This is a genomic window from Bacillus sp. SJZ110 (assembly GCF_006715455.1).
GTDB lineage: Bacteria > Bacillota > Bacilli > Bacillales > Bacillaceae > Bacillus > Bacillus subtilis.
On sequence record NZ_VFNF01000001.1, the window covers coordinates 416,348 to 434,821 of the forward strand.

Sequence of the window (18,474 nt, forward strand, 5' to 3'; positions counted from 1 at the left end):
AAAGGTGAAAAGTCATAGCAAAAGGATGATTTTTACTCTTTCTCAATCATATCAATGGCGAGAGACTTTTTCAGTATATTTTTGCCGTGATGAAAATAAAAGATCTCCCACTCATTGTTTGAATAGGAGATTTTTTATGTTAGACATCTTTTACAGGCTTCTTTTTTCTATAAGTCAATGTTACATCCTGCTGTCGCAGGTCTTCAATTATCATTTTGTACCGATCAACTTTTGCGGTATGTTCCTCTTTTATCATCTGAAGGGCAGCTTTTCGTTTTTCGCTTTTCGACTTAAGTTCTTCTTTTATTTTTTTTACAATCAATCCTTTTTGTCCTTTGATTTCCTCTTTTAATGAAGACTCAAATTTCTTTGTCAGGCTGAGAAAGTCGTTGATCGGTTGATTGAGGGTGCCCGCTTTCCCCTTCATTTCATCTTGGGTAAGAAACATATAGGTTGTTGATACAATTTCTGTTTCACTTTCTGAAAATAAGGAAGTCACTCTTCATATTCCTCCTAAGGCTGAAAATCAAATAACTGAGAAATCATTTCTTCTTTTTCAAACAGCTTTTCAATACTCTCGCGGATATTTTTGATAAAATCTCTTTTTTCTGTTGTCTGTTTTTTTAATTCAGCAACAATTCCATCATTTGCAGGAAGCGCACCTGTGTGGAATGATTCATGAACAGAGATTTTCTCCAATTTATCGAATGTGTGGCTGAAACCAGCTGCAAGCCGGAATTGAAGATCGAAGGCATAATGCGAAGGGTTTTCTTCCATATGATGAATCGCCGTGGTGATCGCCTGTTTTTTATCTATGAAGTCTTCATCGATTTCCTGACTGTAAACCTTCTGGTACTTAGAAATCGCATCTTCCATATCTTCAACGATTTTCATACCGTTTTGATAGATTCTGACAGCGGATGAGAGATTGACTTGAATCGTTTCTCCCGAGCCGCTCTTCCCTGTAAAATAAATATCGGAGCCTTTATAGCTGAAGCCTTTTTCCTTTGACAAGGCGTTGAGCATTTGAACGATACTGTGGCCGTCGACGATAAGTTTTAGTGCGTCTTTTGTTTCTGTGTCGAGTGTTTCAAATGCATCTTTTAATTCATTAACACTGCCTATTAACTCACAGACATAATAAACAATTGCAACTACATTATTAGTAGAAAGTGCGTATTTTAACTGTTGATATTGAATTTCTATATCGCCTATCTTACTATTAACAATTTTTAACTGTTTTTTGATACTCTTCCTTTGCGCCTCATCAATATACCCATTCTCTTCAAGCTGATCCACAACTGTTCCGCTATTATTCAAGATAGTATGAAAGAATTTGATAAAAGCCGGCATTTTTTCCCCGATATTTTTAACCATTACCTGTATATCACCAAACCGGTCTTTCACTATTTTCCCTTTCGCCACATTTCCATCAGCACTAAATATACTGCCGACAAGCTCTGCATCTATCCCGGTCGAAGCCATGATAAATCCGTTTAGCCCGCCTTTTTTATATTCATCCGAATACTTTCGTAAAAAAGTTTGGATAGAACGGACTTCCTCATCAGGAATCTTATCTATAATACTTCTGATTCCTTTGACATCTGTATTTGTATCTTTCATCTTTACATTGCCAAATGTAATAAAATCGGCCTTTCCGCTGACACCATAGAGCGGGTCATCTTTAGAAATACGCTGGGTGATCTTTGCTGTGACGCCTTTGTCATTGTAGTATTGGGTGATTGCTTTTTTTAGCTGTTCTCGTGGAAGCTCTTTAAGCTCTTGACGACTAAGGTCATATTTATTTAATAAAAAATCTACCAAATTTCTATCAGCTAATAAAAGTTGGTCGATACTTATTTGTGCCCCATTCACTCCATATACTTCATCAAATTCTCCATCAATTAATTGAGCTAATACTTGGTTATTATTAGCAAGAGAATGTCCTAGCGCAAATGTTCTTAATTCCTCGGAATTACCTGCTTTTTTCTTTGAATTCTTTACAAATTCTCTCGTAGCTCTGTATTGGTTATCATCAATACCTAAAAACAAACCAAAGAAATTATAAGACCAATCTGCGTTATCAGCACTCCCCTCAGAAATAATATGAAGCTGCTCTATATCATTTTTCTTTTCCTTTATATAAATCGCTGTACCATCATAACCAGAATCTCTAATCCGTTTATCTATGTTCTTATTTTCTTGAATAAGTTCGTGTGAAGTATATATCTCTACTTCTTTAGGAAGCTCCGAGTTAGTTTCTTCTTTATAGATCCTCCGTATTTCAGTTTCAAACTCTTCCTTGGCTTTTTTTACTTTTTCCGGATTGTTAGATGCAAACTTTTCTTTATAGGCATACTCTAAGTTAATTAAACGGAGCTTTACATTTTCATTTGCGAAAACATTCTTATTTTCCATCTCTAACCTCCTTGTTATTTCTTAAAAAGGTTATAGAATTAATTAGTTTATCAGTTTTTTCTTTTGCTCGAGCTTCATCCAAAATACAAGGTTTATCATCTTTTTTACAGCGGACTATAAAAGAATATACTATCCCCAGATACTCTTCTTCATTGGATTTTATATATCCAAAATAACGATAGGAAAAATTGTATTTACGATCACTGTTTTTAAAATTGCTTTTTTTTGTTGCTGCGTAAACTACTTTTCCGTCAGTTTGTTGCTTCTTAAAATTTCCTTTGTAACCATTCTCATTACTAATTTGGTCCAGCATTGTCTCTGGCTCATTAATAAATGAAGATTTGTTATAGTAGCTTATTTGCGCATCTAAGAGAATATTTGATTTTTCATTATAGCTTTGAAACCCAATCGATTCACTATTTTCTCCATTTGACGCAGAATAATCAGGGAGATACTCCCCATCCTCCGGAAACAACATCCTAAACCCTTTCAGCTTAGATTCCAGCAAATAATATCCTGGTTCCTCTTCTTTTGTTGACACCATATACTCTCTCGTTTTCTCGTCCTGAAACGCAGGTACTTGGGGCAGATCCTTGGGATCCATGTCTTTTGGTTTTACCGCTTCTGTTTTATTGTCATTTGTGCTGTTTTTATCATTTTCATTCATACTGCATCCTCCTGTTAGGGCAAGTAATAAGCTGAAGCAAATATAGATGATCTTTTTCATTACGAACCTCCACGGGTTTTGTGAGAATAGTATTCTATTTTTATATCAAAAATAATTCTATTGACCTGGTTAAGAGATGATTATTTCATCCTTTTTCATGTTACATCATGGTGGAATTTGGATAAATAGGAAATGAGACTCGGTTTTGGTCTCCTTTTATTAACTATTCATATATAACACCTAATATAAATCTAAATACCTATTGCTTTTTTCATAAAACAAAAAGAGCCGTATCAAACGGCTCTTTACTCTTCTTTCTCAGTATGGCGTTTTTTCAATACGTCAAGCACATCATCCAGCGGCAGGGATTGTTCTCTGAGCAGGACAAGCAGGTGATATAGCAGGTCTGCCGCTTCCCATTTGAGTTCCTCATGGTCCCGGTTTTTCGCGGCGATGATGACTTCGGATGCTTCTTCTCCGACTTTTTTCAAAATCTTATCGACGCCTTCGCGGAAAAGATAAGTAGTATAAGCTCCCTCAGGCATCTCCGCTTGGCGTTCCGCGATCACGCGCTCCAGTTCGTTCATGATGCCGAATCGGCCTGCGGCCTGTTCTTCTGTTTGTTCCTTCGTAAAACAGCTGTAGCTGCCAGTGTGGCATGCCGGGCCGGACGGCTCTACAAGTACGATCAATGCGTCCTGGTCGCAGTCATACCGGATACCTTTGACGGCTTGCGTGTTCCCTGAGGTTTCTCCTTTATGCCATAACGCTTGGCGTGAGCGGCTGTAAAACCATGTTTCCTTCGTTTCCAGCGTTTTTTCGTACGATTCCTTGTTCATATACGCAAGTGTCAGCACTTCTTTGCTTGCCGCATCCTGCACGATGGCAGGAATTAATCCGTCCTCGTTAAAACGCAGTTCATCTGCCTGTTTCATCTCACATTCACCCCGTACTCTTTCAAGTATGATTTCACTTCTTTAATCGATGTTTCTTTATAATGAAAAATTGAGGCGGCCAGCGCAGCATCGGCTTCTCCTTTTGTAAAAGCCTCAAGCATATGCTGCGCGTTTCCCGCGCCTCCCGAAGCGATAACAGGGACGGGGACAGCTTCGGAAACAAGCTTTGTCAGCGTGTGGTCGAAGCCTTTTTTCTCACCGTCAGAGTCCATGCTTGTCAGCAATATTTCTCCCGCCCCGCGTTTGACGCCTTCTTTTGCCCACGCGGTGACCTCCCAATCTGTTTTCTTTCTGCCGCCGTGCGTATAGACCTTATATGTGTCAGATTCTTTGTCATACTTGGCATCAATGGCAAGAACGATGCATTGCGAACCGAAAAACTCGGCTCCTTCTGCAATCAGCTCAGGGCGGAGAACAGCTGCCGTGTTCACCGACACTTTGTCCGCTCCGGCACGCAGTATCGTTTTCATATCACTGAGCTGATTGATGCCGCCGCCGACTGTAAACGGAATGGCAAGCTTCGCGGCAACCTGCTCCACAACGTCAACCATCGTTTTGCGTCCTTCATGCGAGGCAGAAATATCAAGAAAAACGAGTTCATCCGCGCCTTCCCGGTCGTACACTTCCGCCAGTTCAACTGGGTCACCGGCATCCTTCAATTCGAGAAATTGAATTCCTTTGACAACGCGTCCTTCTTTGACATCAAGGCATGGAATAATCCGTTTTGTGATCATTTGCGCTTCACCCTTTCAAGTGCCTCACCCAGCGTAAACTGATTGGTATACAACGCTTTTCCGATGATCGCTCCAGAGACGCCGTCCGCCTCATAGCGAGCGAGAGCTTCGAGATCCGCGACGGAGCTGACTCCGCCGGAAGCGATCACCGATTTCCCCGTTTCCTTAGCAAGCTCGACTGTGCTTTTAACATTGGGGCCTGACAGCATTCCATCTGTCGCGATGTCAGTAAAAATAAAGACTTCCGCACCTTCATTGGCTAGCTCTTTGCCCAGTTCAGTTGCCTTAAGGGTTGATGTTTCCAGCCATCCCTCTGTTGAAACAAAACCGTTTCTTGCATCCAGTCCGATTGCAATTTTCTCGCCATATTGTTTCAGCATTTTTTTGACAAACGGAGGGTTAGAAACTGCTGAGCTTCCGAGAATTACCCGATCGACTCCTGCTGATAAATATTCATAGACGTCATTTTCAGAACGGATTCCGCCGCCTATTTCGACTTTCAGGTTCAGCTTTTGCGCAATCTCAATCACATGGCGGTCATTCACTCTTTTCCCTTCTTTGGCCCCGTCGAGATCAACGAGATGGATCCATTCGGCACCCTCTTTCGCAAATAACGCAGCCATGTCGTACGGTGAATCGCCATATATCGTTTCCTTATTGTAATCCCCTTGAACAAGGCGGACACATTTGCCGTTTCTCATATCAATTGCCGGATATAATGTAAAAGCACTCATTTTTTCACCTTCTGTTCTGCTGCCATTTTCGTAAATTGGGTTAAAATAGACATTCCGACCGTGCTGCTTTTTTCCGGGTGAAATTGGGCGCCGAAGACGTTTCTTTTTCCGACTACAGCAGGCACTCGCACACCATAATCGGCGCTTGCCAGAAGCGCGTTCTCCTCCATCCCGTCAATGTAATAAGAATGAACGAAGTAAGCGTAGCCTTGTTCTGTTTCAGTCAGCAGCGGAGATTCATTATGAAAGGAAAGACGATTCCAGCCCATATGCGGAACCTTCAGCTTGTTTCCTTTTTCATCTTCTGCTTTCAGCCTGACTGCTTTTCCTTTTAGCAGCCCGAGTCCTGAAGCGGTGCCGTTTTCTTCGCTTTCTTCAAATAAAAGCTGCATGCCGAGGCAGATCCCGAGAAGCAGCCTTCCCTCTGAGACCATATCGTGAATCAATTGATCAAGCTTCATGTAGCGCAAATTGTCCATCGCGTCTCCAAATGAACCGACTCCCGGCAAAATGAAGGCATCAGCTTCTTTCAGCTCCTCCGGCTTTTCAGAAACAAAATACGGCACGCCGACACGTTCAAGCGCCTTTGAGACACTGTATAAATTCCCCATTCCGTAATCTATCACGCCGATCATTTACAGCATCCCTTTCGTTGACGGTATTCCTTTAACTCGCGGATCGATCGTTGTCGCTTCATCAAGCGCACGTCCCAGCGCTTTAAAAACGGCTTCAATCATGTGGTGGGTATTTGTGCCATAATGAACGATGACGTGCAGGTTCATTCGAGCTTCGAGCGCAAGCTTCCACAAAAATTCATGTACAAGCTCCGTATCGAAAGTTCCGACTTTAGCAGCCGGGAAATCAGCGCGCATTTCTAAGTGCGGCCGGTTGCTTAAATCAATCACAACTTGAGCAAGTGCCTCATCCATCGGCACAAACGCCGATCCGTAGCGTTTGATTCCTTTTTTATCGCCCAACGCTTCGAGCAGCGCCTGCCCTAAGCAGATGCCGATATCTTCAGTCGTGTGGTGATCATCTATATCAACATCGCCTTTTGCGTTAATGGAAAGATCGAATTGGCCGTGTTTCGTGAATAAATCCAACATATGTGTCATAAACGGCACATCTGTTTTGATATCCGCTTGTCCCCCGCCGTCTATTGTAAATGCCAGCTCAATATCTGTTTCGTTTGTTTTCCTGACGCGTTCCGCTTTTCTCATTTAGAAATCCTCCGTTCTCTCGCTTCAATTGATCTGGCATGGGCTTCTAACCCTTCCAGTCTGGCAAAAGCCGCGATGCTTTCGGCATGTTCTTCAAAGGCTGATTGACTGTAAGAAATAATGCTCGATTTCTTTTGAAAATCAGTTACGTTTAATGGACTTGAAAATCTGGCTGTTCCGTTTGTCGGAAGCACATGGTTCGGTCCGGCAAAATAATCACCGACAGGCTCAGGACTGTATCTGCCTAAGAAAATTGCACCCGCATGTTTGATACTGCCAAGCAAAGCTTCCGGAGACTGTGTTATGATTTCTAAATGCTCTGGCGCGAGTGTATTGACAGTATCAATCGCTTCCATCATTGTTTCCGCCACATATATACAACCATAATCTCTCACTGAAGCTTCCGCTATTTCTCTACGCGGCAAGGTTTTCAGCTGCTTACTCACCTCGGCTGAAACCGCCTCGGCCAGCGCCATGGAATCTGTGACAAACACACATGAGCTGAGCTTATCGTGTTCCGCCTGTGACAGCAGATCGGCTGCAATTTCGCTCGGAATCGCTGTTTCATCAGCCAGCACGACGATTTCACTAGGTCCGGCAATCATATCGATATCGACATCGCCGAACACTTCCCGTTTGGCAAGCGCGACATAAATGTTGCCCGGACCCGTGATTTTATCCACTGGCTCAATGGTTTCTGTTCCGTATGCTAACGCCGCAATCGCCTGAGCGCCGCCCATTTTGTAAATGTCTTTTATGCCCAGCTCGGCTGCAGCAACCAAAACTCCAGGAGACAGCAGACCGTCTTTTCCCGGAGGCGTGACGAGAACGATTCTTTCAACGCCCGCTACAAGCGCCGGAATCACATTCATCAAAACAGATGAAGGATATGCGGCCGTTCCCCCCGGCACATATACACCGGCGGAATCCAGCGCCGTCACTTTCTGCCCCAGCATTGTGCCGTCCTTTCTGTGATAAAACCAGGAGGATTCAAGCTGTCTTTCGTGATATTCCCTAATATTTTCGATTGCCTGCCTAATCACCTGAAGAAGACGTGGATCCAGTGAGGTGTATGCCTCCTCAAATTCTTCTTTTGTGACCAGCGGGCTGTCTATTTCGATGCCGTCAAATTTCGCCGTGTAGCTGCGAACCGCCTGATCACCGTTTGCTTTAACATCTTCAATAATGGACCGGACCGTCTTTCTTTGCTCTTCCGTTCCGGCATCGATGGAACGCTTGAGAGAAAGCCGTTCCGCTCCGCTGATGGTTTTGATCTTCATTTTGCCGTCTCTCCTTCCACAACGAGAGATAGGCGGGATGCCATTTCGTCAATCACATCGTCTTTCATGCGATAGCTTACCGGGTTAACAATAAAGCGAGAGGTAATGTCACAAATGTGCTCCGTTTCAATAAGCCCATTTTCCTTCAGCGTCTGTCCTGTGGAAACAATGTCCACTATCCGATCTGCAAGCCCAATGAGCGGAGCCAGTTCAATTGAACCGTTGAGCTTAATAATCTCGACTTGTTCTCCCTGCTCTCTGAAATAACTGGAAGCCACATTCGGATACTTTGTCGCGATTCTTGGCGCTACGCCGCTCCAGTCTGTATTCGGAAGTCCGGCGACAGCTAAGTGGCATTTGCTGATTTTTAAATCCAGTACCTCATACACATCGCGTTCCTCCTCCAGCATGACATCCTTGCCCGCAATTCCGACGTCTGCCACGCCATGCTCCACATACGTGGTTACGTCCATCGGCTTCGCTAATATGAAACGAAGATTTTCCTCCGGCACATCGATGATCAGTTTTCTCGAATCTTCAAACTCCTCAGGGAGCCTGTAGCCTGCCTGCCTCAGCAACCCTGCCGCTTCTTCAAATATCCGGCCCTTTGGCATCGCCATTGTGAGTAACTTACCCATTTTGCTCTTCCTTTCTGGCACCGATAAAATAAGTGACGTTTGCAAAAGATTTTGTCATCTGGTCGATATTTTCTATTCCCGATAAATCTTGAAGAACCACTTTGTTCCCTTTCATGCGTTCTTCATTCGCATAAGCGATGGCTTGCGCCCGCTGCTCTTTGCTGAAAATAACAGCGTCTATATCACAAGGTTCTTCTTTCAAATGAAGGGCTTCAATCAGCCGGTCGATCCGAAGCCCGAAGCCTGTTGCCGGTGCAGGTGAATCAAAATGGCCCAGCAGCTTGTTGTAACGGCCGCCGCTTCCAATGACAAAACCGACATTCTCGGCGTACACTTCAAATAAAATCCCTGTGTAATAGCTCATGTGGCTGACCATATTCAGATCCAGGCGGACATTTTCCGTACATCCGTAATCCTCAAGAATGTCCCACAGCGCCTTCAGCTCATCAACCACGCTTTTTCCTTGCGCAGAATCGACGATTTCCTCGGCACGTCCGCATACTTCTATACCGCCCCGCAGTTCAAGGAGCTCAAGCAGCCTGCTTTTATCAATGGAGGAAAGCGGGAGAGACTTGACATGCTCTCTGTAGCCGACGTAGTTCTTTTCATATAAGAACCTCCGCAGCACATCAGCTCGTTCAACGTTCCCGAGCACCTCAACAAACAAAGCATCCGCAATGCCGGCATGGCCGATGGCAATTTTAAAGGATGCCAGCCCAGCGTTTTTCAATGCCCCGACGACTAAAGCAATGACCTCCGCATCCGCGCTCGTCGTGCCGTCACCGATTAACTCCACTCCGACCTGCTCAAACTCAGCCGGACGTCCGCCTTCACGCTCCTGAGCCCTGAATACATTTGCCGCATAGCCGACTCTTAGCGGATGACCGTGTTTCAGAAGCTTCGATGCCGCCACCCTTGCAATCGGCCCCGTCATATCCGGGCGAAGCACCAATGTCTTGCCGTCCTGATCAAGTAGCTTAAACAGCTGTTGCTCTTCAATTGCTGACTGGACGCCAACGGTATCGTAAAACTCCAGTGTCGGCGTTTCCATAAATTGATATCCCCATTTATCAATCAAATCGGTTAACGATCGTCTCACCTTTTTTTTCGTTTCGTATAAACCGGGCAGTGTATCTCTCATGCCGTGCGGTTTTTCAAACATAAACATCAACCCGAGCACCTCCGCTGTTATCTTATGAAGGAAAATTCCGAATCCTTTAGTTCGCTAATATGATAATATGTTAGCAGATGAAAGAATGAAAATCAACGCTTAACTTCAGTAAGGACTTTTTTAGTTCAAATATCCTTCTCCTCATTATGAAAAAATCATGAACAATGTATTAAAGGTACGTAATATCTCAAATTCTTTATGTTTGGCATGCTATAATACAAATCAAATAGAGAACAAGGAGATAAAGATGAAAACACTGCGAACTCTATGTGTCCTGATGATTCTTTCAGGCGTTATTTTTTTCGGACTTAAAATAGATGCAAAAGATATAGATATTCCTTTTTTGAACAGCCTTAAAAAAGTGGTTTCTGATAGCGATACAGACTCAGCTGCGAATAGCAAAAAGGAGCTGAAGGGAAGCGCAAAACCGCTGGATGTCATCCTTTACAATCAAATGGACGCACCCCGGCTCTATAACGGCTGTGAAGTAACAAGCCTTGCGATGGTGCTGAATTACGCAGGATACGACGTGACAAAAAACACCCTGGCAAATCAGGTTGCCACAGTGCCTTTGACATACAGCAGCGGATTAAAGGGTGATCCGAATGACGGATTTGTCGGGGATATGGCGAATGGCCCTGGTCTCGGTGTCTACCATCGACCGATCTATCAGCTGGCGAAAACCTATGCGGGAGACAAAGTGTCCGATCTGACTGGAAAAAGCATTTCTGCTGTTTATGAACAGCTTGAAAAAGGCAATCCAGTTTGGGTTATTACGACAGCCAACTTTACGCCAGTTGACAACATGCAGACATGGAAAACGCCAAACGGAACGATAGAGATTACGTACAGCGAACACAGCGTCGCCGTTACGGGATATGATGATAAATATGTGTATCTCAATGATCCGTATGGCTATAAAAACAGAAAAACCGATAGAACAAGCTTTGAAAAAGCGTGGAAACAAATGGGCAGCCAGGCCGTAGTTATTCAAAAGTAAACACACTATGCTCTATCCTGAGCAAATACGACAATATTCATGCTTTTTGTTTCAATCGGTAAGATCGATTCATTTTCCATTTATCATCCAGAATTGTCTTTACTTTCAGGCTATCTGTTTTTATGATTAAAGCAGATTCAGCCTTGCCCCGATCTATGTGAGAGAAGCCGGTGCAAGTCGCTGACGCTTCTCTTGCAAAAAATGAAAGATATCCGGGGAGGATTTATCATTGAAAAAATTCGTGTCTATCCTATTTATGTTCGGTTTGGTTATGGTGTTCAGCCAGTTTCAGTCATCAACCGCTTTTGCAGCAGACAAAGTGGTGCACGAAACAATTATCGTACCAAAAAATACAACATATGACGGGAAAGGACAGCGGTTTGTGGCAGGGAAAGAATTAGGCGACGGAAGCCAGTCAGAAAACCAAGACCCTGTTTTTCGTGTGGAAGATGGAGCAACCCTGAAAAATGTGGTGCTTGGCGCCCCTGCTGCTGATGGCGTGCACACTTATGGAAACGTTAACATTCAGAATGTGAAATGGGAAGATGTTGGTGAGGATGCGTTAACGGTGAAGAAGGAAGGAAAAGTGACGATCGACGGCGGTTCTGCTCAAAAAGCGTCAGATAAGATATTCCAAATCAATAAAGCCAGTACATTCACAGTGAAAAACTTCACGGCAGACAATGGCGGAAAGTTCATAAGACAGCTTGGCGGTTCAACCTTCCACGTTGATGTGATCATCGATAAGTGCACCATCACAAACATGAAGGAAGCGATATTCCGGACGGACAGCAAAACAAGCACGGTCAGAATGACAAATACACGCTACTCTAATGTCGGTCAAAAATGGATTGGTGTTCAGCATATTTACGAAAACAACAACACTCAATTTTAACCAAAAAAGTCCGCTGATGTTATTCAGCGGACTTTTTCAATCTTTCTTGCATTTCTTCCTTCGTATAGATGATCCTCATCGGATTTCCGCCGGCAAATGCGCCGGCAGGCACGTCTTTATGGACAAGTGTTCCGGCGGACACAACTGCGCCATCTCCTATTTTCACCCCGGGCAGAATGGTCGTGTTGGCACCAATCATCACTTCGTCTCCGATCAGAACTTGGCCGATCCGGTATTCGTGAATCAAATACTCATGGGCCAGAATGGTCGTATTGTACCCGATGATTGTATTTGTTCCGACTGAGATCTTTTCCGGAAACATGATATCTGGCATCACCATGAGGGCAAAGGATGTCTGATTTCCAACCTTCATCCGCAGAAATGTACGGTACAGCCAGTTTTTCATCCCTATAAACGGCGTATATCTCGCAATTTGAATGACAATAAAATTTTTGACGACCTTTAGAAAAGGTACCGTTTGATAGACATGCCACAGTGAGTTGGCCCCCGAGACCGGATGACGATCTGTTTTTCTCACAGATTACTTCACTCCAACGATTTGTAATAGATCACTCATTTTCTCAAGCATAAAATCCGGCTCATGCTTCGCCAGCATTTCCGGCCCTTTAATCGTCCATGCGACTCCCGCCGTTTTTGTACCGGCGTTTTTGCCTGCCAGCACATCGTGGTAATTATCTCCGACCATAATGGCTTCCTCGGGCTTGCTTCCTAACTGTTTCAGCGCTAACAGCACAGGCTCGGGATCAGGCTTTGCATTCGTCACATCATCAAGGGTGACAACCGTTTCAAAGAATTCGCCGATTCCCGTGAGCTTGAGGCCCATATTGACAGTATCTCTTAATTTTGTTGTCACAATTCCTAATGTAAAGCCGGCTTTTTTTAATGCATCCAGGGTCTCATATACCGTTTCATATTCAGTCACGAGTGAATCATGCATGTCATGATTGTACGCTCTGTACATAGCGATCATATCCTCGCATTTATCAGGGTCCATCGAAGAGAACGTTTCAAAAAGAGACGGCCCGATAAATGCAAGGACATCTTCTCGTTTATACTTGCTCGGATAATAATGCTCCAGTGTATGCAAAAAGGACGCGATAATTAATTCATTCGTATTAATAAGCGTTCCGTCTAAATCAAACAGAATCGTCGTTACTTGTTTGTCACTCATATTGCTTCCTTTCCAACCGCTGAGGGTTTCCATTTTTTCCACGTGTGCGCAATAGCCATTGTCAGCAGAACTGCTGTGGTGACACGAATCAAAAGAAGCGGCCAGACCGGTATGCCGAGCGGAATAAAGACAAGTGTATCTTCCACGACCGCGTGGCAGGCAACGAGAAATATAAATGCCAATGTCATATCCCGCCTGCTCACGCCGTCATCCTCGACAGCTTTGATCATGACACCCGCTCCGTAGGCCAGACCAATCGTCAGTCCCGCCACCATTGTCATAGACGTATTTTTATTCATGCCAAGCAGCTGCGTAAACGGAGACAGCCACCTGGAGAACCGATGCAGCCAGCCTAAATCTCTTAAAAACTGGATGATGATCATCAGAGGTATGACAATTGCCGCCAGCTGCAAAACACCAAGTCCGGCTTTCGTTAAGGCTTCTGCCAGCATTCCTAGCCAGCTGTCTGGCGCCGCGCTCTTCGCAGCAATAAAACCATACTGCGCCGTTTCCTGTCCGCCATGCCAAATGAGGTTGATGACGATGGCTGACACAGCGGCTAAACCGATGCGCACGGCCAATATGACGCCAATTCTGATGCCAACCTTTGCGGCAACTGTCGATTCGATAATCAAGTTATGACAGAATGAAAGCATAACAGCTAAAATAAAGACTTCTTTCACAGATAAATCCAATGTTAAAATCCCGGCAATTCCCGCATACAGATTCAGCATATTTCCCAGTACAAGCGGAATGGCCGCTTCACCAGAAAGCCCGAAGAGACCCATTACCGGTGTGATCAGCCGTACAAGCCAATCCATGACAGGGGTATGCTGAAGCAAAGTGACCAATAGCGTTACCGGGAAAATCACTTTACCCAGCGTCCATGTTGTTTGAAAACCTGCTGCAAGACCGGCCAGAAAGATTTTCTTCATGCCTCATCCCCCTTTGTTGACGTCTACTCCGCGTACCGCTCCTTCGAGTATCCCTTGACGCGTCTGAAGATGATGGCTGCCACAGCCAAAACAATCAATACGATTGAAATCACCTGAGCGATGCGAAGTGAATCTGTCAGCATTAAGCTGTCAGTCCGCATTCCTTCAATAAAGTATCTTCCGATTGAATACCAAATGATATAGATCAAGAACATCTCGCCTCTACGCAAATTCGCTCTGCGAAGCAGCAGTAAAACAATGACGCCGACAAAACTCCATAGTGATTCATATAAAAAAGTAGGATGATAATATTGCCCATTGATATACATTTGATTGATGATAAATTCAGGCAGGTGCAGGTTTTCTAAAAAGGCTCTGCTGACAGCCTCGCCGTGCGCTTCCTGATTCATGAAGTTCCCCCAGCGGCCGATCGCCTGGCCAAGCAAAATGCTGGGCGCGGCAATGTCCGCAAGCTTCCAGAACGAAAGTTTTTTCACTCTCGAAAACACATAACCCGTTAAAATGGCGCCGATTAATCCGCCATGAATGGCAATGCCGCCCTTCCAAATCTTAATGATTTCTCCCGGATGTGCCGCATAATAGTCCCATTCAAAGGCAACGTAATAAATTCGCGCGCAAATAATCGCAATCGGAATGGCAAACAGGACAAGATCAATAAACGTATCTTTCTGCAGCCCCCGTTTTTCACTTTCCCTCATCGCAATCCACAGCCCGAGCAAAGCGCCGAGACCGATAATGATTCCGTACCAATGGACGGCTAACGGTCCCAGCTGAAATGCTATCGGATTGAGTGGTTCTATCGCTTCATTCATTTAACGCCAACTCCTATTCTTCTTGTTCACCGTCTTCAATGACGTCCGCCAGCTTGTTGGTAAATTGTTCAGCGGCATTCAGCCCCATCCGCTTCAATCTGAAGTTCATTGCTGCCACTTCGATGATGACTGCAAGATTTCGGCCTGGGCGGACGGGAATCGTCAGTTTTGTAATTTCTGTATCAATGATTTTCATGGTCTCTTCCTCAAGTCCGAGCCGGTCGTATTGCTTGCCCTGCTCCCAGAGTTCAAGATTCATGACAATCGTGATTCGTTTATTGCTTCTGACCGCGCCAGCGCCAAATAGCGTCATCACGTTGATAATGCCAAGGCCCCTGATCTCAAGAAGGTGCTCAATTAATTCCGGAGCGTTTCCCACAAGAGTATCCTGATCCTCCTGCCGTATTTCAACGCAATCATCGGCAACAAGGCGATGCCCTCTTTTCACAAGCTCCAGCGCTGTTTCGCTTTTTCCGACGCCGCTCTTTCCTGTGATCAGCACGCCGACACCATATATATCGACAAGAACACCATGAATTGCTGTGGTAGGCGCCAGCCTGCTCTCAAGGAAGTTGGTTAAACGGCTTGACAGTCTTGTCGTTTTCAGCGGCGATCTGAGGACAGGCACCCCATTTTTCTCGGAGGCGTCAATCAGCTCCTGCGGGATGGGCATATCTCTAGAAAGAATAATAGCTGGTGTTACATCAGTGCACAGAGAATCCATTCGCTGTTTTTTCTCCTCTTCAGGAAGCTGTTCAAAGAAAGAAAGCTCTGTTTTTCCGAGAAGCTGCACGCGCTCTCTCGGGTAATATGTAAAATATCCGGCAATTTCAATGCCTGGTCTTGATAGGTCACTCATTGTAATCGGGCGGTTAATTCCTTCTTCTCCGCTGATTAATTCCAAATTGAACTGTTCCATTACGTCTTTTGTGCGAACCTTTGCCACGATATGTTCCTCCTGTTCCGGGCTGCCCCGAGCTTGCTCACAATACTTTCATTTTATCACTTTCAGGCTTGAACCTAAAACAGATTTTATAAAAGGCGGGAAAACACCTCAGCTGGTCTAGATCACTAGTCTGAAAAAGAGTAAAATAAAGGTATTCAAATTCCAGAAAGGCGGATCATCTATGGCAGAGAGTCTTCTTATCAAAGACATTGCGATCGTGACAGAAAATGAAGTAATCAAAAACGGCTATGTCGGAATCAATGACGGAAAAATCAGCACAGTCTCAACAGAACGGCCCAAGGAGTCATATTCAAAAGAAATTCAAGCACCTGCGAATTCCGTTTTGCTTCCCGGCATGATTGACATTCATATCCACGGCGGCTATGGCTCAGATACGATGGATGCAAGCTTTTCTGCGCTCGACATCATGTCGTCAAGACTTCCCGAAGAAGGCACGACGAGCTTTTTAGCCACAACGATTACCCAGGAACATGGGAACATTTCTCAAGCTTTGGTGAACGCAAGAGAGTGGAAAGCGGCTGAAGAGTCCTCTTTATTAGGTGCAGAACTGCTCGGCATTCATTTAGAGGGCCCCTTTGTTTCACCTAAAAGAGCCGGAGCGCAACCAAAAGAGTGGATTAGGCCTTCGGATGTTGCGCTTTTCAAAAAGTGGCAGCAGGAGGCGGGCGGACTGATCAAAATTGTTACACTTGCGCCGGAGGAGGATCAGCATTTTGAACTGATCCGCCATTTGAAAGAAGAATCGATTATCGCGTCCATGGGGCACACGGATGCCGATTCCGCAATGCTGTCGGATGCCGCAAAAGCAGGGGCGAGCCATATGACCCATCTGTACAACGCGATGAGCCCGTTTCATCACCGAGAACCCGGAGTGATCGGAACGGCGCTGGCCCATGATGGGTTTGTGACAGAGCTAATAGCCGATGGCATCCACTCCCATCCTTTAGCGGCTAAGCTTGCTTTTTTGGCGAAAGGCAGCAGCAAGCTCATTTTAATTACCGATTCCATGAGGGCAAAAGGACTGAAAGACGGCGTATATGAGTTCGGCGGCCAAAGTGTGACGGTAAGAGGACGAACAGCTCTTCTTTCAGACGGAACCCTTGCCGGTTCGATCCTCAAAATGAACGAGGGCGCACGGCATATGCGTGAGTTTACAAATTGCTCTTGGACGGATATAGCTAATATAACTTCTGCAAACGCGGCCAAACAGTTGGGCATCTTTGACCGAAAAGGCAGTGTGACTGTGGGAAAAGATGCAGATTTGGTGATTGTCAGCAGTGATTGCGAGGTGATTCTCACCATTTGCCGCGGAAACATTGCATTTATATCCAAGGAGGCTGACCAGATATGAAAGTAATGGAATGTCAAACGTATGAAGAGCTAAGCCAAAAAGCAGCCAGAATAACGGCAGATACAATCAAAGAAAAACCTGATGCCGTTCTCGGGTTAGCGACGGGCGGCACACCGGAAGGCACTTATCGCGAGCTGATCCGCCTGCACCAAACTGAGAATCTCTCATTTCAAAACGTCACTACAGTTAATTTGGATGAGTACGCCAGACTTTCAAGCAATGACCCGAACAGCTATCACTTCTATATGAATGACCGTTTATTTCAGCATATCGACAGCAAGCCTAGCCGGCATTTTATTCCGAATGGAAATGCAGACGATTTGGAAGCCGAATGCAGACGGTATGAACAGCTAGTCGAGTCCCTCGGCGGCACTGACATTCAGCTTCTCGGCATCGGCCGAAACGGACACATCGGCTTTAACGAACCGGGAACGTCTTTCAAGTCGCGAACTCATGTTGTGACATTAAATGAGCAAACCCGTCAAGCGAATGCCAGATATTTTCCTTCCATAGACAGCGTGCCGAAAAAAGCACTGACAATGGGAATTCGAACGATACTCTCAAGCAAGCGCATTCTGCTGCTTATTTCTGGAAAAAGCAAAGCAGAAGCTGTTCGTAAACTGTTAGAAGGAAACATCAGCGAAGATTTTCCCGCATCTGCTTTGCACCTGCATTCCGATGTCACGGTTTTGATTGATCGTGAAGCCGCGTCATTAAGACCTTGAAAGGAACATGCTGACTTATGAATATCAATAAACAATCGCCTATTCCGATTTATTATCAGATTATGGAGCAATTAAAAACCCAAATTAAGAGCGGAGAACTGCAGCCGGATATGCCTCTTCCTTCTGAGCGCGAATATGCCGAACAATTCGGGATCAGCCGGATGACAGTTCGCCAGGCGCTTTCTAATTTAGTTAATGAAGGCTTGCTCTATCGCCTGAAGGGGCGGGGCACCTTTGTCAGCAAGCCAAAAATGGAACAAGCACTTCAAGGGCTGACAAGCTTTACCGAGGATATGAAAAGCCGCGGGATGACACCGGGCAGCAGGCTCATTGATTATCAGCTTATTGATTCAACTGAGGAGCTCGCGGCTATATTAGGCTGCGGGCACCCCTCCTCTATCCATAAAATCACTCGGGTGCGGCTGGCAAATGATATTCCGATGGCGATTGAGTCCTCACATATTCCGTTTGAGCTTGCGGGTGAATTGAACGAATCGCATTTTCAGTCGTCGATCTATGATCATATTGAAAGGTATAACAGCATACCGATTTCCCGTGCAAAACAGGAGCTTGAGCCAAGCGCTGCCACCACGGAAGAAGCGAACATTCTTGGTATTCAAAAGGGAGCGCCAGTCCTATTAATTAAACGAACAACATATCTGCAGAACGGAACTGCTTTTGAGCATGCAAAATCCGTATACAGAGGCGACCGTTATACATTTGTCCACTATATGGATCGTCTTTCATAAAAAAAGCCT

21 protein-coding genes are annotated in these 18,474 nt (G+C 45.0%); 5 read left to right on the forward strand and 16 right to left on the reverse strand.

Going from position 1 to position 18,474, the window contains the following annotated elements:
* Window positions 1-139 precede the first annotated feature (139 nt).
* The 11 genes from FB592_RS02100 to FB592_RS02150 all read right to left on the reverse strand — a co-directional run bounded on the left by FB592_RS02100 (window position 140) and on the right by FB592_RS02150 (window position 9,815).
* Window positions 140-499: a hypothetical protein gene (locus FB592_RS02100; RefSeq protein ID WP_141949223.1), complete on the reverse strand. Its 360-nt coding sequence runs from the start codon at window positions 497-499 to the stop codon at window positions 140-142.
* A gap of 14 nt (window positions 500-513) precedes the next feature.
* On the reverse strand, window positions 514-2,418 hold the full coding sequence (locus FB592_RS02105) for a DUF6792 domain-containing protein (RefSeq protein ID WP_128740761.1): 1,905 nt from the start codon (window positions 2,416-2,418) through the stop codon (window positions 514-516).
* The gene (locus FB592_RS02110; RefSeq protein ID WP_141949224.1) at window positions 2,408-3,145 is read right to left on the reverse strand and encodes a lipoprotein YvcA; all 738 of its coding nucleotides are present in this window, start codon (window positions 3,143-3,145) and stop codon (window positions 2,408-2,410) included. Before FB592_RS02110 ends, FB592_RS02105 begins: the two co-directional genes overlap by 11 nt.
* 245 nt (window positions 3,146-3,390) lie before the next feature.
* The gene (gene hisIE, locus FB592_RS02115; RefSeq protein ID WP_141949225.1) at window positions 3,391-4,020 is read right to left on the reverse strand and encodes a bifunctional phosphoribosyl-AMP cyclohydrolase/phosphoribosyl-ATP diphosphatase HisIE; all 630 of its coding nucleotides are present in this window, start codon (window positions 4,018-4,020) and stop codon (window positions 3,391-3,393) included.
* On the reverse strand, window positions 4,017-4,775 hold the full coding sequence (gene hisF / locus FB592_RS02120; RefSeq protein WP_015384749.1) for an imidazole glycerol phosphate synthase subunit HisF: 759 nt from the start codon (window positions 4,773-4,775) through the stop codon (window positions 4,017-4,019). The genes hisIE and hisF overlap by 4 nt, the downstream gene beginning before the upstream one ends.
* Window positions 4,772-5,509 carry a 1-(5-phosphoribosyl)-5-[(5-phosphoribosylamino)methylideneamino]imidazole-4-carboxamide isomerase gene (hisA, locus tag FB592_RS02125; RefSeq protein ID WP_141949226.1) on the reverse strand — a complete coding sequence of 246 codons (738 nt, stop codon included), beginning with the start codon at window positions 5,507-5,509 and terminating at the stop codon, window positions 4,772-4,774. The genes hisF and hisA overlap by 4 nt, the downstream gene beginning before the upstream one ends.
* Window positions 5,506-6,144 (reverse strand): imidazole glycerol phosphate synthase subunit HisH, encoded by a 639-nt coding sequence (hisH, locus tag FB592_RS02130; RefSeq protein WP_046160891.1) that lies wholly within the window; start codon window positions 6,142-6,144, stop codon window positions 5,506-5,508. Before hisH ends, hisA begins: the two co-directional genes overlap by 4 nt.
* Window positions 6,145-6,729: an imidazoleglycerol-phosphate dehydratase HisB gene (hisB, locus tag FB592_RS02135; RefSeq protein ID WP_003243389.1), complete on the reverse strand. Its 585-nt coding sequence runs from the start codon at window positions 6,727-6,729 to the stop codon at window positions 6,145-6,147.
* Complete coding sequence (gene hisD / locus FB592_RS02140; RefSeq protein ID WP_120027533.1) at window positions 6,726-8,009, reverse strand: histidinol dehydrogenase; 1,284 nt, start codon at window positions 8,007-8,009, stop codon at window positions 6,726-6,728. Before hisD ends, hisB begins: the two co-directional genes overlap by 4 nt.
* Window positions 8,006-8,647, reverse strand: a complete 642-nt coding sequence (hisG, locus tag FB592_RS02145; RefSeq protein WP_021480688.1) for an ATP phosphoribosyltransferase — start codon at window positions 8,645-8,647, stop codon at window positions 8,006-8,008. The genes hisD and hisG overlap by 4 nt, the downstream gene beginning before the upstream one ends.
* Entirely contained in the window at window positions 8,640-9,815 is a 1,176-nt protein-coding gene (locus FB592_RS02150; RefSeq protein ID WP_141949227.1) for an ATP phosphoribosyltransferase regulatory subunit, read from the reverse strand. The genes hisG and FB592_RS02150 overlap by 8 nt, the downstream gene beginning before the upstream one ends.
* A 250-nt stretch (window positions 9,816-10,065) precedes the next feature.
* Between FB592_RS02150 and FB592_RS02155 the strand changes: the two genes are divergently transcribed.
* The gene (locus tag FB592_RS02155; protein WP_015483750.1) at window positions 10,066-10,818 is read left to right on the forward strand and encodes a C39 family peptidase; all 753 of its coding nucleotides are present in this window, start codon (window positions 10,066-10,068) and stop codon (window positions 10,816-10,818) included.
* Window positions 10,819-11,047: 229 nt separating this feature from the next.
* Window positions 11,048-11,713, forward strand: a complete 666-nt coding sequence (pelC, locus tag FB592_RS02160) for a pectate/pectin lyase PelC (RefSeq protein ID WP_021480690.1) — start codon at window positions 11,048-11,050, stop codon at window positions 11,711-11,713.
* 19 nt (window positions 11,714-11,732) lie between these two features.
* Here pelC and hprF read toward each other — a convergent pair whose 3' ends face one another.
* The 5 genes from hprF to hprK are packed head-to-tail and all read right to left on the reverse strand — an operon-like array spanning window position 11,733 to window position 15,619.
* Complete coding sequence (gene hprF, locus FB592_RS02165) at window positions 11,733-12,251, reverse strand: heptaprenylglyceryl phosphate O-acetyltransferase (protein ID WP_141949228.1); 519 nt, start codon at window positions 12,249-12,251, stop codon at window positions 11,733-11,735.
* A 3-nt stretch (window positions 12,252-12,254) separates the two neighbouring features.
* The gene (gene ppaX, locus FB592_RS02170; RefSeq protein ID WP_014481021.1) at window positions 12,255-12,905 is read right to left on the reverse strand and encodes a pyrophosphatase PpaX; all 651 of its coding nucleotides are present in this window, start codon (window positions 12,903-12,905) and stop codon (window positions 12,255-12,257) included.
* The gene (locus FB592_RS02175; protein WP_032726935.1) at window positions 12,902-13,840 is read right to left on the reverse strand and encodes a nucleoside recognition domain-containing protein; all 939 of its coding nucleotides are present in this window, start codon (window positions 13,838-13,840) and stop codon (window positions 12,902-12,904) included. Before FB592_RS02175 ends, ppaX begins: the two co-directional genes overlap by 4 nt.
* A 23-nt stretch (window positions 13,841-13,863) precedes the next feature.
* The gene (lgt, locus tag FB592_RS02180; protein WP_021480693.1) at window positions 13,864-14,673 is read right to left on the reverse strand and encodes a prolipoprotein diacylglyceryl transferase; all 810 of its coding nucleotides are present in this window, start codon (window positions 14,671-14,673) and stop codon (window positions 13,864-13,866) included.
* Between the two features lie 13 nt (window positions 14,674-14,686).
* Window positions 14,687-15,619 carry an HPr(Ser) kinase/phosphatase gene (hprK, locus tag FB592_RS02185; protein ID WP_003228097.1) on the reverse strand — a complete coding sequence of 311 codons (933 nt, stop codon included), beginning with the start codon at window positions 15,617-15,619 and terminating at the stop codon, window positions 14,687-14,689.
* Between the two features lie 181 nt (window positions 15,620-15,800).
* Between hprK and nagA the strand changes: the two genes are divergently transcribed.
* From nagA to nagR, 3 genes are read left to right on the forward strand one after another with little or no spacing between them, the layout of a single operon-like run.
* Window positions 15,801-16,991 carry an N-acetylglucosamine-6-phosphate deacetylase gene (gene nagA, locus FB592_RS02190; RefSeq protein ID WP_141949229.1) on the forward strand — a complete coding sequence of 397 codons (1,191 nt, stop codon included), beginning with the start codon at window positions 15,801-15,803 and terminating at the stop codon, window positions 16,989-16,991.
* A complete protein-coding gene (gene nagB, locus FB592_RS02195) occupies window positions 16,988-17,716 on the forward strand; it encodes a glucosamine-6-phosphate deaminase (protein ID WP_014478107.1) in 729 nt (242 codons plus the stop codon). Before nagA ends, nagB begins: the two co-directional genes overlap by 4 nt.
* 17 nt (window positions 17,717-17,733) lie before the next feature.
* Window positions 17,734-18,465 carry an N-acetylglucosamine utilization transcriptional regulator NagR gene (gene nagR, locus FB592_RS02200; RefSeq protein WP_014478108.1) on the forward strand — a complete coding sequence of 244 codons (732 nt, stop codon included), beginning with the start codon at window positions 17,734-17,736 and terminating at the stop codon, window positions 18,463-18,465.
* The last annotated feature ends 9 nt before the right edge of the window (window positions 18,466-18,474 follow it).